The sequence below is a fragment of the Dinghuibacter silviterrae genome, assembly GCF_004366355.1.
GTDB classification, from domain to species: domain Bacteria; phylum Bacteroidota; class Bacteroidia; order Chitinophagales; family Chitinophagaceae; genus Dinghuibacter; species Dinghuibacter silviterrae.
In genome coordinates this window covers 3,944,346-3,956,349 of sequence record NZ_SODV01000001.1, presented here as the reverse complement: position 1 = coordinate 3,956,349, position 12,004 = coordinate 3,944,346, and the positions used below count along the sequence as shown (strand labels likewise).

16 protein-coding genes are annotated in these 12,004 nt (G+C 58.0%); 6 read left to right on the top strand and 10 right to left on the bottom strand.

Annotated features, from left to right (window positions below):
- The first annotated feature begins 16 nt into the window (after window positions 1-16).
- On the top strand, window positions 17-655 hold the full coding sequence (msrA, locus tag EDB95_RS17080; protein ID WP_133995008.1) for a peptide-methionine (S)-S-oxide reductase MsrA: 639 nt from the start codon (window positions 17-19) through the stop codon (window positions 653-655).
- Here msrA and EDB95_RS17075 read toward each other — a convergent pair.
- Window positions 652-2,001: a DUF1349 domain-containing protein gene (locus EDB95_RS17075; protein WP_133995007.1), complete on the bottom strand. Its 1,350-nt coding sequence runs from the start codon at window positions 1,999-2,001 to the stop codon at window positions 652-654. The two genes, msrA and EDB95_RS17075, sit on opposite strands and share 4 nt — an antisense overlap.
- A 60-nt stretch (window positions 2,002-2,061) precedes the next feature.
- On the opposite strand from EDB95_RS17075, the gene EDB95_RS17070 reads away from it, so the two are divergent.
- Entirely contained in the window at window positions 2,062-2,550 is a 489-nt protein-coding gene (locus tag EDB95_RS17070; RefSeq protein WP_133995006.1) for an asparaginase domain-containing protein, read from the top strand.
- 57 nt (window positions 2,551-2,607) lie between these two features.
- Entirely contained in the window at window positions 2,608-2,862 is a 255-nt protein-coding gene (locus tag EDB95_RS17065; protein ID WP_133995005.1) for a SemiSWEET transporter, read from the top strand.
- Here EDB95_RS17065 and EDB95_RS17060 read toward each other — a convergent pair whose 3' ends face one another.
- Complete coding sequence (locus EDB95_RS17060) at window positions 2,863-3,249, bottom strand: TfoX/Sxy family protein (RefSeq protein WP_133995004.1); 387 nt, start codon at window positions 3,247-3,249, stop codon at window positions 2,863-2,865.
- Between the two features lie 45 nt (window positions 3,250-3,294).
- Here EDB95_RS17060 and EDB95_RS17055 point away from each other — a divergent pair, with 45 nt between their 5' ends.
- The gene (locus EDB95_RS17055; RefSeq protein WP_133995003.1) at window positions 3,295-3,849 is read left to right on the top strand and encodes an HdeD family acid-resistance protein; all 555 of its coding nucleotides are present in this window, start codon (window positions 3,295-3,297) and stop codon (window positions 3,847-3,849) included.
- Here EDB95_RS17055 and EDB95_RS17050 read toward each other — a convergent pair whose 3' ends face one another.
- On the bottom strand, window positions 3,850-4,470 hold the full coding sequence (locus tag EDB95_RS17050; protein WP_133995002.1) for a hypothetical protein: 621 nt from the start codon (window positions 4,468-4,470) through the stop codon (window positions 3,850-3,852).
- Between the two features lie 58 nt (window positions 4,471-4,528).
- Between EDB95_RS17050 and EDB95_RS17045 the strand changes: the two genes are divergently transcribed.
- Both EDB95_RS17045 and EDB95_RS17040 read left to right on the top strand, forming a co-directional pair.
- Window positions 4,529-6,481, top strand: coding sequence for a M1 family metallopeptidase (locus tag EDB95_RS17045; protein ID WP_162852642.1), 1,953 nt, complete (start codon window positions 4,529-4,531; stop codon window positions 6,479-6,481).
- Between the two features lie 68 nt (window positions 6,482-6,549).
- Entirely contained in the window at window positions 6,550-7,251 is a 702-nt protein-coding gene (locus EDB95_RS17040; RefSeq protein WP_133995001.1) for an SDR family oxidoreductase, read from the top strand.
- Here EDB95_RS17040 and EDB95_RS17035 read toward each other — a convergent pair.
- The 7 genes from EDB95_RS17035 to ligD form a co-directional block, all read right to left on the bottom strand.
- Window positions 7,248-7,631: a DUF3037 domain-containing protein gene (locus EDB95_RS17035; protein ID WP_133995000.1), complete on the bottom strand. Its 384-nt coding sequence runs from the start codon at window positions 7,629-7,631 to the stop codon at window positions 7,248-7,250. The two genes, EDB95_RS17040 and EDB95_RS17035, sit on opposite strands and share 4 nt — an antisense overlap.
- On the bottom strand, window positions 7,609-8,370 hold the full coding sequence (locus EDB95_RS17030) for a HipA family kinase (RefSeq protein WP_133994999.1): 762 nt from the start codon (window positions 8,368-8,370) through the stop codon (window positions 7,609-7,611). Before EDB95_RS17030 ends, EDB95_RS17035 begins: the two co-directional genes overlap by 23 nt.
- Window positions 8,367-8,789, bottom strand: a complete 423-nt coding sequence (paaI, locus tag EDB95_RS17025; protein WP_133994998.1) for a hydroxyphenylacetyl-CoA thioesterase PaaI — start codon at window positions 8,787-8,789, stop codon at window positions 8,367-8,369. The genes EDB95_RS17030 and paaI overlap by 4 nt, the downstream gene beginning before the upstream one ends.
- Before the next feature lie 55 nt (window positions 8,790-8,844).
- Window positions 8,845-9,360, bottom strand: a complete 516-nt coding sequence (locus EDB95_RS17020) for a DinB family protein (protein ID WP_133994997.1) — start codon at window positions 9,358-9,360, stop codon at window positions 8,845-8,847.
- Between the two features lie 63 nt (window positions 9,361-9,423).
- Window positions 9,424-10,587: a DUF6786 family protein gene (locus EDB95_RS17015; RefSeq protein WP_133994996.1), complete on the bottom strand. Its 1,164-nt coding sequence runs from the start codon at window positions 10,585-10,587 to the stop codon at window positions 9,424-9,426.
- A gap of 2 nt (window positions 10,588-10,589) precedes the next feature.
- Window positions 10,590-11,063: a molybdopterin-dependent oxidoreductase gene (locus EDB95_RS17010; protein WP_133994995.1), complete on the bottom strand. Its 474-nt coding sequence runs from the start codon at window positions 11,061-11,063 to the stop codon at window positions 10,590-10,592.
- A complete protein-coding gene (gene ligD, locus EDB95_RS17005; RefSeq protein ID WP_211352153.1) occupies window positions 11,060-11,968 on the bottom strand; it encodes a non-homologous end-joining DNA ligase in 909 nt (302 codons plus the stop codon). The genes EDB95_RS17010 and ligD overlap by 4 nt, the downstream gene beginning before the upstream one ends.
- Window positions 11,969-12,004: the final 36 nt, after the last annotated feature.

The window sequence follows — 12,004 nt, the reverse complement described above, 5'->3', positions numbered from 1 at the left end:
TTTCAACTATATGCAGATGAAAACTATCCTTAGCACGGCTGTATTCGCGCTTTTGCTCGGCACTAGTTGCGCGCAAACCCCTTCCGTAAAGATCCCGCGGGCGACGTCCACAAAACCCGCTCCCGGCGAAAAGGTCGCCACCTTTTCCGAGGGCTGTTTCTGGCACGCGGAAATTGTTTTCCAGAGCCTGGAGGGCGTCAGGGACGCGGTTTCCGGTTATTCGGGCGGAACGGACACCGACCCGACGTATGAAAAGGTGGAAACGGGTGAGACGGGTCACGCCGAAACGGTAAACGTTTACTACGACCCGGCCAGGATCAGCTACGAAACCCTCGTCAAGGCCTTTTTTGCAAGCCAGGACCCCACCGAAGTCAACCGCCAGGGTAACGACGTGGGCACCCAATACCGGTCGGTCGCCTTTTACCGGAACGACCAGGAGAAGGCCACCATTCTCGCGGAGATCAAACGGATCACGCCTCAATACAAGGCGCCCATCGCCACACAGGTGGTGCCGTTCGAGCATTTCTATCCGGCGGAGGCATATCACCAGGAGTACATTTATCATCATCCGGAGAATCCGTATGTGGAGGGAGTGTCCATCCCGGATTACCTGAGGTTCCGGCAGACTTTTCCGGGGCCGTACAAAGCACTTTAGGGCTCGCACGCCCCTGTCTGCACGCTGAAAAACCGCACCTGCACAGGCAGCTCCTGCGCCGGGCGCCCGAAGCCTTTAAGGGCAAACAGCGCGATATAACGCGGTGTGAAGTAGATGCTCCGGCTCCCGACCTCCTGGAAGATAAAGTTATCGGTTTGCCCGCCCGCGTATAGAAAGCGATAGCTGGTCCCGCGTTTCTCGATGCGCAGGGCCGTGTGGTGCATACTTTCGTAGATCAGGCTGTCTTTCCCCCACCCCAGCAGGTAAAGGGTTTTGTGGAGGAACTCCTCCGGTTTCCGGTTGGGGTCGCTGGCGGAGCTGACTCCTTCGACGATGATTTGCCGCGGCTGGACGTAGTCCTCGAAGTAGTCGTTGTAGGCGATCGAAATACGGACGCTCCGGGCGCGCAGGCTGGTATCTTCCATGAGGAGAAGACCGGCCTGTTGCCAGTTGGCGGTGGGCGTAAACCCGGAGAACTGGACTTCGGCGGTAAAACAATCCCCGCCCAGGGGCCGCAGCAGAAGGTTGCCGATCCAGGGGTTGGCGGAGGAATCGGGCCAGTTGTCCCCCTGGAGCGTAAACAGCGTAAGGGCGCCCGGATTATCGGTGCGTCTGTTCCACCACGTGCTGTCCGGATCAACCCGCATCCAGCCACGGGTATACAGGGAGTCGCCGGCGACTTGTGTGAACGTATCGGTAAACGTATTGGTCTTCCGGGCATAATATTCGCGGACGCCCCAAACGACGGCCAGGGAGGTCAGCAAAAGAAAGGCCAGCCATGCCAGCCACGAATGCCGGATCCGTTCGGGTACGAGGAGCTTCCCCCATAAGATGAATTGCTCCGCGCCCCGGAACGTATGGAAGAAAAATCTTTTGGCAAGCCCGCGGGGAACAAGGTGTGCGTCGGGCAACCCCAGTTCGTGGACGACGGCCGGGAGGCGGTCGCGGTGGAAGGCCTCCTTGTAGCGGAACCAGAATGGGTAGGGCCCTTCAGCCGGGCCACCGTCCCCTTCGGTGGGGCCCGGCGTAGCCGCCGCGCCGCTCGCAGCAGCAGCTCCGCCGCGCACGCCGGCGTCACCCGCCGCCGCAACATATCGCGCCAGCGCCTCCAGCATCACCCCCGTAGGCCCCGTCTGCCTGCTCTCCTCCGCCACCTCCAGGTGCACCCACAGCGAATGCTGCTGCACCGTGCGCCAGGCGATCGGCGCGCCGGTTTCTGACAGCACCTCGGCGCACAAGAACTTGCTTTCGGTCGCGGACAGGGGCACCGATAGCTCCCGCCGGAAACAGCGCCGGCAGGCGTCGCGGAACAATTGTTTAAAGGCGGCGTCGTCTCCTGGTTGCATAACTGAGCCAAGATAGGTAATCTTGCCTTACCTTTGGCGCCTTCACCATCGCCAGCCTTTATGACCATTCGCATTTTTGTTACGGGAGGAACCTTTGACAAGGAGTACAACGAACTCAGCGGGGAGTTGTTTTTCAAGGAAACACACTTGCCGGAAATGCTTTTGCGCAGCCGCAGTACGCTCGACGTCACCGTCCGGACGTTGATGATGATCGACAGCCTGAACATGACCAACGAAGACCGGGAGCTGATCGCCCACCAGTGCCGCAACGCGCACGAGGACAAGATCGTCATCACCCATGGGACGGATACGATGTCCGTTACAGCGCGGATGCTCGCGGAGAAAGTACCGGGCAAAACGATCGTCCTGACGGGTGCGATGATCCCTTATAAATTCGGGAGCTCGGACGGGTTTTTTAACCTGGGGAACGCGCTGGCGTTTGCCCAGTCGCTGCCGCCGGGTGTGTACGTGGCCATGAACGGGCGCGCGTTTAACTCGGACAACGTCCGGAAGAACAAACAGACGGGGCAATTCGAAGAGCTGCACTGAGCGGCGCCCCCACAAGGGCCCCCTTTTTTCCCCTATCTTTGGCGCAAACCACGCACCGTGAACACCAGCACCCTCACCGGGCTCGCCGCAGCCTTTTGCACCACCGTTTCCTTTTTACCACAGGCCCTCCAGACGATCCGTACGCGGAACACGGCAAGCATATCCCTGCCGATGTATGCCTTGTTTACACTGGGCACCCTGTTGTGGTTAATATACGGGGTCTGGACGTCAAACATGCCGGTATACATCGCCAATGGGATCACGCTGGTGCTGGCGATGATTATCCTCGCTTATAAGATTAAGTACAAGTAACTATTTCTTCTTTTTGCCGGTAGGCGGCTTTGGCGAGCTGGTCGTCCTTTTGCCGGGAGACGGGAGGGCGACCTCATTGTAGTCCAGGGCGAGGTTGACCCAACGGCTTAACCCGGCCTTCGTCTGAATAGTCGGCCCCGTGACGAAAAGAAACCCCTTCATTTCGCGTCCGCTATGGATCATCGGCGAGACCCCATCCCCCTGAAGCTCGATCTCGTAGGTCTCCGGCGACAGCCGGAGCATGATGCGGTCGTTCTTTGTGGAAACGCACATCTTATCGTTGACCATAAAAGAGAGACCACCAAACATGGTTTTTTCTACGACGTCACTGGCGCGTAGGACAATCAGTTCGCGGATGCGATCGGCAAGAAGTGGATCATAGGCCATTGCATTAAAGTACAAAAATTTATAGTTTAGGAGCAAAACAATTTTATGACCCTCACCGACACACTCCAAACAAGCATTAAGAACTGGTGGCTGTTCATCATCAAGGGCCTTGCGCTCCTGGCAGCCGGTATCTTTATCTTTTCCCGCCCTCTGGAAGGTTATATCGGGTTGAGTATTATGTTTAGTGTGGTTATCCTGGTATCCGGTTTTTCGCAGATCTTTTTTGCAACGGCCAACACAAAACACAACAAAGGCTGGGGCTGGACCCTGGTCTCCGGTGTGCTGGACGTGATCATCGGGATCTACCTGTATGCGTTCCCCCTGATCACGATGGCCACCCTGCCCTTTATCCTGGGGTTCTGGCTGATCCTTCGGTCCTTTTACCTGATGGGGTCGGCGTATGAACTAAAAGCCCTGGGGGTAGCGCAGTGGGGTTGGCTACTCTTCGGCGGGATCGTCCTGCTGGCCGCCTCTTTTTTCGTCCTTTATTACCCAGCGGCCGGCGCCGTGAGCATCATCGTTAGCTCCGGGGTGGCCTTCTTGATCGGGGGTTTTCTGAACATTTTTCTTGCCTTCCGGCTGAAGGCTTTAAAGAAGTGATCAAATGTCCGTGTCCACGATCCTCCGGATGAATTGTTTATCCCGGATCACCCATGTCACTTCATAGTACCCGTTGACTTCCTTGTTCAGCATATAGATGTAGACCGTATGTTTATCGGGGGACAGGTACACGCCGTCATGCGTCGTGTTACTCTCCCCCATAAACAGCGGCTGGTAGAGGTCTGCAAAGGCGGCGGCGGGCACGTGGACGGTGTCTCGGCCGGTGATCATCGTAACGGATTGAATAGCCTCGGTCGGCAGCACGCCATAGTTGCCGAAGTAGGGTTTATTGTCGATACGGACGAGGTGTTTGTCGATATAGCCGAGCTTGCGCTTGCCTTGTTCGAATTCGGCGCCCCGGATGACGACCTGTACGTCGCTCCCGCTGAACTGGATGAAGTCGGACCCGGAGGCCGTGACGGGAAGGCTGGTGGCCTGGGGTTGCCCGACCCGCTGGTCGAGACCGGCGAGGGTAAAGAAGATAAGATCGTGTTTGATGACCGGGTCGGGGCAACGGGAAAGGTTGTCCCGTTTGGACCGGAAATCGGGAAAATCCTGGATGGCCTGGGCGGTGACGGACAGGGTGGCTACGGAAAGAAGGACCAATAAAAGGATGCGCATAGGGATTGTGTTTGACAAGCGGAAAGTACGATATTTTTCAAACGCCTATCTTAGCGGGATGAAGAAATTACAACGCTTTGTCATGGGAGGGCTGTTGCTTGCGGCTGTCCCGGGTTCGGCTTCCTGGGCCCAAACGACTTCGGGGTATGACCAGCACCAGGTCTTCTCCCCTTATTTTTTTCAGACCAACGGCAACGAATACCGGAGCGCCAGCGGCGCCCCCGGGCCAAAGTATTGGCAAAACCGGGCCGACTACCTGATCCGGGCCACGCTGAATGAGCAGGACACCACGGTGAGCGGGGAAGTGAGCGTCTTTTATACCAACAACAGCCCCGACAAGCTGGATTTTCTCTGGATGCAACTGGACCAGAACCTTTTCCGCCCGGACAGCCGGGGCGCGGCCACGACACCGGTGTCGGGCGACCGTTTCGACGTAAAGGGTTTTGCAAAGGGGGGGTACCATATCGAGTCCGTGGAGGTCACTTATGAGGGGAAGACCTACCATGTCGATCCGGTTATCACGGACGCGCGGATGCAGGTCCGTTTGCAGACACCGGTCAAGGCGGATGGGGACAAGATCACCGTCCGGGTCAAATATAGTTTTGCGATTCCCGTGTACGGGGCGGATCGTATGGGCCGCCTGGATACCAAGAACGGGATCGTATATGAACTGGCGCAGTGGTACCCGCGGATGTGTGTCTATGACGACATCGAATCCTGGAACACGCTTCCCTATATGGGTCTGGGCGAGTTCTACTGTGAATACGGGAACTTCGACTATTACCTGACCGCGCCGGCGGGCATGACGGTCGTTGCTTCCGGTGACCTGCAGAACCCGGCGGAGGTATTGACGCCAAAAGAAATCAGCCGTCTGGCGGAAGCACGCCGCAGTGACGCCACCGTGATGATCGTCACCCCTGATGAAGTAGGGCAGCCGTCGGGCCAATCGACCGCCAAAAAAACCTGGCACTTCAAGATGGACAATACCCGGGACGTTTCCTGGGCGGCGTCGCGCGCCTTTATCTGGGACGCGGCGAAAGTAAACCTGCCTTCCGGCCGTCCCACGATCGCCATGTCGGCCTACCCTGTCGAGGCCGCGGGTAAAGACCGCTATGGACGTTCCACCGAATACCTGAAACGGAGCATCGAACTCTATTCCGCCAAATACTTCGAGTACCCCTGGAACTCCGCGGTCAGCGTGGCCGGGGTGGCGCTCGGGATGGAATACCCCGGGATCATTTTCTGCCAGTCGAATCTGACGAACGGGGATCTTTGGGGGGACGTTACCCACGAGATCGGGCACAACTGGTTCCCCATGATCGTCGGCTCCAACGAACGCCGCTTTATGTGGATGGACGAGGGCTTTAATACGTTTATCAACGAATATTCCACCCACGAGTTTAACCACGGCGAATACGAAAACCCGCAGCGGAAGCCGGAAATGTTCTACCGGATGTTTATCCGGGACAAAGACCCGCTGATGACCGCTCCGGAAGGCATGAGCCTGAACGGGTACGGCGCCTATTACTTCAAAACCGCGGCGGGGCTGAATATCCTGCGCAGCTACGTGCTGGACACGAACCGTTTCGATTATGCCTTCAACCTGTACGTCAAGCGCTGGGCGTTCAAACACCCGCAACCGGATGACTTTTTCCGTACGATGAACAGCGCCACGGGCGAAAACCTGAACTGGTTCTGGAAGGAATGGTTCTTTACCAACGACAAGCTGGACCAGGCGGTCACTTCCGTGAAATATGTATCGGGTGATTCCACCAAGGGCGCCCTCATCACCCTCGATAACCTGGGTGGAATGGCCCTCCCGGTGATCCTCAAGGTGACGGAGGCCGGTCAGGATCCGCGCATCATCAAGCTGCCCGTCGACATCTGGCAAAGGGGCGGCACCTGGACATTTAAGTATCCGTCCACCGGTGCCATCACTTCGGTCGAGCTGGATCCGGATCATATACTCCCGGATGCCAACCGCCAGAACAACGTGTGGAAGGCGCAATAACGCTTTTTACCATAAGGTAAAGATCCCCCGGATACCCCGGGGGATCTTTGCGTTATAAAAAAGCGATTATGTCATTACAAGGAAAAAGAATCATCGTATTGGGCGGCACCTCGGGAATCGGTTTGGCCACCGCTGTAGAAGCCGCGGCCGGCGGCGCCCATGTCACCGTCGTTTCCAGCAAGGCGGACAAAGTAGCAAATGCGTTGCAAAAACTCCCTGCCGGCAGCGAAGGATTTGCCCTCGACCTCAGCCGGGAAAGCAATATCGCGGAATTCTTCCGCACAGCGGGCACGTTTGATCACCTGGTGTATACCGCCGCGGACAGCCTGAAACTCGACGTGCTGGCCAACACCGACCTTCAGGCATCCCGGGACTTCCTGACGCTCCGTTTTTGGGGCGCGCTCACGGCAGTGAAATACGCGTCTATACACCCCGGTGGGTCTATCGGGCTCATGGGTGGGATTGCCAGTGCACGCCCTGGTAAAGGATGGGCTATGGCGGCTGCGGTATGCGGTGCCATGGAAGGGTTGACACGGGCCCTGGCCGTAGAGCTGGCACCGGTCCGGGTGAACCTGGTGGCCCCGGGCGTGATCCGCACGCCGCTTTGGTCGGGGACACCGGATTCGTTTTTTACGGAAACCGCGGCCCGTTTGCCGGTGGGGCGCGTGGGTGAAGCGGAAGACGTGGCGGCCGGATTCATGTTCCTGATGCAACAGCCGTTTACAACGGGACAGGTCCTGACCATCGACGGAGGCACCGTGCTTGTTTAAAGCACCAGTTGCCGTTCCAGGTGTTCCAGGGTCTCCGCGGGGTCGATACAAAAACCGGAATGGACCCTGGATGTTTGTACGATGGTACTACGCGTTGCCGTTAGCCAGCGGAAGCGTTCGGCGAGGGGTAGCCGTGCGATGGGGCCACCCTCCTCCCCTCCCCTGCAGATGACTTCGAAGGCCCGGAGGAACTCACCGATCTCGGTGATGTCGAGCGCTCCGCTAAACGCGCATAGCCGGTTTATATCGAGGTGATAGCACACCCCCAGGTACTTCAGACCCTTGCAATACAAGATCACCCCCACGTTGAGGAATTCCTCGCGTTCCACCTTCGGGACCACCCGGAGGACGGCGTATTCAAATAAGTGCTTGTCTTGCATGGAGTGCTCCGTTTACAAAAATACTCGAATGCGCGACGCGTTCGTTGAGGAACCGGGCGTAGGCTTCTTTGTAGGCGAGCTCTTCGCCCAGCCATTCATCGGGGATCAGGCGGACAATGGCGTCGATCCGCTCCGGTGTGAGCAAGGCGCGGTTTTCAGCATCTACCTCCTTCAATGCGCTCGCCCAAGGGAGGAGTACATGGTCTTTGACCAAGGAAAAAGGCTGCTGCGCCCTGTTCTCCCAATCCTTCCAGTTATGGTGAAAATAAAAGGCCGCCCCGTGGTCGATGAGCCAAAGCTGTTTGTTCCACCACAGCATATTCGTGTTCCGCGCCGTCCTGTCCACATTGGTGATGAGACAGTCCAACCAAACGATCCTGGAAGCCAGGACGGGGTCGATAGACAACGCCGCGGGGTCGAAGGTGATGGACCCGGACAGGTAGTGTAAGGCCAGGTTGAGCCCCACGCTGGCCTTGAGGAGGTCCTGGATTTCCTGGTCGGGTTCGGTGCGTCCGTAGGCGGCGTCGAGTTCGGCAAAAACAATTTCAGGGACGCGCAACCCGAGGGCCCGCGCGATTTCCCCGCCAAGCAGTTCGGCGATAAGGGCCTTGGGCCCCTGGCCGGAGCCCCGGAATTTGAGGACATACAGGAAGTCGTCATCGGCCTCGGTGACGGCCGGAAGCGAGCCTCCTTCGCGCAAGGGGGTCACGTAACGGGTGACATGGACAGTTCGGATCATTCGACGATTTTGGAGGTCCGGTAGGCCGTGCCCTTGAACAGGGCCACGAGTGCCCCGGCCTCGTTGGTGGTGCGAATATCGTACAGACCCGTCTTATGCCCGAGATGAATTTCTTTTGCCTCGACGGTTAGCCGTTCCCCCAAGCTGACCGGCCGGGTGAACGTGATGCTCGCATCGAGCGCTACGGTGACGCGTCCGTGGGAATTGCAGGCAAAAGCAAAGGCTGAATCGGCGGCAGAGAAAATGATGCCGCCGTGGATGTTGCGGAAGCCGTTCAGCATGTCCTCGCGGACCACGTAGCTCAGCCGGCAATACCCTTCTCCGTGGGCCTCGATGGTCAGACCCAGCCATTCGGTGAACCGGTCTTTTTCCAGCATCGCCGCCAGGACCTCGGCGGGGGTTTTGAGGTGTTCGCTCATGGGCGGAAGCTACGCATTTTCGCGGAAAACCGCGTCGCCGCACGGCGCCCGCGCCCTACGAGTGCACCGCCCGCCGGCGCAATGCCGTCTGGATCCGGTGCAACTGGTGAATATGCCGCTGCGTATGCACCATGTAAAAGCTGATCCATTCCAGACGCGTCAGGAGCCCGAATACGGGCAGTTCCATGTCCGCACAGGTGAGCGTGGGATCAAGCGTCCGCGAGGATTCCGCTATACCGCCCCAGATGTCCGTCAGCGTAGCGATCTGCTCGCTGAACACAAACGGCCCATCCCCCGGTACGATAAAGTCCGGCGCCTTCATCTTGGCGTTAAAATCGAGGAAAATATGGCGCAGCATTTCTACCTTTTCGTCCGGTCGGCGCTGGGTGGGAACCGTGCGGCCGTGCAATATCCGGGTCACCCCGCCGGCTTTGACAAGGTGGTCGGTGACCTGACCCGCGGTCCAGCTCCCTGCGTAGGGCACGACATTAAAAGATTCCGGGTCGAAGGCCGAGAGGGCTTCCTGTAGCGCCGCCGCCGTGTCGCGAATGTCGTTGATCAGGTTGTTCATACCCCAAAGTTGGCGCAAACCGCCCAAAACACCGGGGTGCGAAAACGACAATCATAGGGGCGTTTATGGAAAATGAACCTTTTTCAACGAAATCCCCAGGAGGTGGACACTAAGGCTGTCGAGCGCCGCGTCGTCTCCTGTAAAGTGACAGACGAGGTGCCGGTGTGTCCCCTGCCCTTTGACCACCGGGGATACGCTTTCCAGCTCATAAAAGGGTCCCATCTGGCTGCCGTCGGCCAGGGGGCCGTCGTTATAAGCATTGACCGCGTCCCCGCTAAACGGCGGCTTTTGCGTGGTCCACTCCTGGTTGAGGTAGGGCTCACCGGGTACAACGTCGTATTGAATGACCGTCAACAGGCGAAGTGCCGGGTCATAGCTCCCGGCTCGGTTACAAGCCCGGGTGGGATGGATCCCCAGCTTGCCCCTGCTGCGGCCGTCGGCCTTGAGCAACAGGACGCTGTCCAGGTATTGGATCCTGTCCGCCGGGATCTCCCCGAAATAGTTGGTCGTGGCGGGCGATCCCTGTCCGGTTTTGTAAGGAATAATGATGACCGTGTGCTCCGAGGTGGGGAACATGTCCAGCATCCAGAGACAAACGGGTTGGTCCGAATCGTTCAAAAGCGTATTGGTCGTTTCGTATCCAACGGCCTTTACACCGGGTCCAAGCTCGATACCCAGCAGGCTGTCTATGCCACCCCTGTTCAGGAGACGGATGTTGCGGTCGACTTTTAAAGACAGGGACTTGCCCTGATAGTTCACCAGGTGCATCGTTTTGTGCAAATCCACCGTGGTGGCGGTTTGGCCCATCACCGTCCAGGGTTCGTTGTCAAAAGGCGCCGGTGTTTTCCAGTGCGCAAAGACCATCGAGTCCCCCGGCGCAAAGAAAAGGGAATACGGCCCCCCTTCCGGTCCCAGCCAGAGGCGGTTTTCCCCACCGTAGGCATTCATGTGCGTATTGGGCGGCGCGTCAAAAACGGGATAATGGATCCACCCATAGCTGGGGCCGTCCGGGCCCAGGGCGGTGGAGGTAAATACTTTGGCCTGGTACTTCGGGGACACGACGACCTGTGCTTCGCCGTTCTCCAGGAGGACGACGCTGTCGTAGCGTCTCAGGAAGGCAACGTCATAGCCAAAGGTACCTTTCGGGTAAGCGGTTTCTTCCCTGGCACCGCCGTTGTGACAAGAGGATAGTTCGAGCATGAGCAACAGCAATAAGGAGATACGCATAGCTATTCGTCTTTTGCAACGTGTACCGCCAGGCTCCGGACCTCGTAGATCCAGCGCGCGGGTTTTTTCTCACCGGGCACGATGATGCGGTAAGGGCCCCTGTTTTCCGGCAGTGGCTTTCCATCCATAAGGTCCGCCAGCATCACGGTCCGGTCTGTAAAAACCGAGTCCAGTTCGGGAAGCGCAAAAACGACCTCGTAGTTGTCCTTTGCTTTTACGACAAGGTATTGCGCCATATTCGCCCCCCTCAGTTGAGCGCCCATCGCGACCCCTGCCTTTTGCAACAGGTCCGACACGGCGACCCCCGAAAAGGTGTGCGTTAACCCGTCCTTGTCCTTTGCCTGAACGTCGATCCGCCGGAAGGCGTTCCAGTCGTCGTGGTGAAGGATCGTGGCGGGGGCATTGTCGCGGGTGATGGTCAGGTCCTGACCATACACCTGGCCGGCGGCGAGGAGCAACAAAAGAACGAGTCTCATGTCGTGAAGATACGGTTTATCGCCTGCTCCATGTCAACCCCCTTGCCCAGCACGGGTTTAAACAGGTCGCCCGTTTCCCTGACCCGGTCCACGGCATTGGCGATCGTGAAGTCGGTTATTTTTAGCCCTTTTTTGACCTCTTCCCAGTGGAGCGGCATGGATACCGGCGCCCCCGGTTTGGGCCGGAGCGAATACGCTGTCGCCAGCGTGGCCTGGGGACGGTTCTGGAGGAAGTCGATATAGATCCTGCCCGCCCGTGCGGACACGGTCCGTTCGAGGGTCGTGATGCCCGGTAACTGCTGCTGGACCACTTCCGCTATCGCCCGGCCAAACTCCTTGGATTGGTCGTATGTATACCGGGCGCCCAGCGGTATAAAGACATGGATACCGGTCGACCCGGTGGTCTTCGGGTATGATGGGACCTTGATGGCGTCCAGCACCTGGTGAATCACCCGGGCGGTTTCGATGACATTATTGAAATCGTTCTTTTTAGTAGGATCCAGGTCGAGCACGCACCAGTCGGTGTTGTCGGGTGTCTCCACCCGGCTGCTCCAGGGGTTCATCTCGATACAACCCAGTGACACCATGTACAACAGGCTGGCTTTCCCGTTGCACACCAGGAAGTGCCGCTGCCGTTCGTCCCCTTCGGCATGATAAGGAAAAAGCCGGGCCCAGTCAGGCGCTTTCCCCGTGACATCTTTTTGATAAAAGGATTCCCCGTTGATCCCGTCCGGGTGCCGGTTGAGCGACTGCGGGCGGTCCTTCAGGTACGGGAGTATATAGGGGGCTATACGGTCATAATAATTCAGGACGTCCCGTTTGGTGTAGCCTTCCTTTGGCCAGTAGACCTTGTCAAGATGGGTGAAGGACAGCTCGTGGCCCTCGATGGTTTTGGTCTCTGTCATGGCGCTTTTTTTTGCTTTTTCCAAATGCACATCACG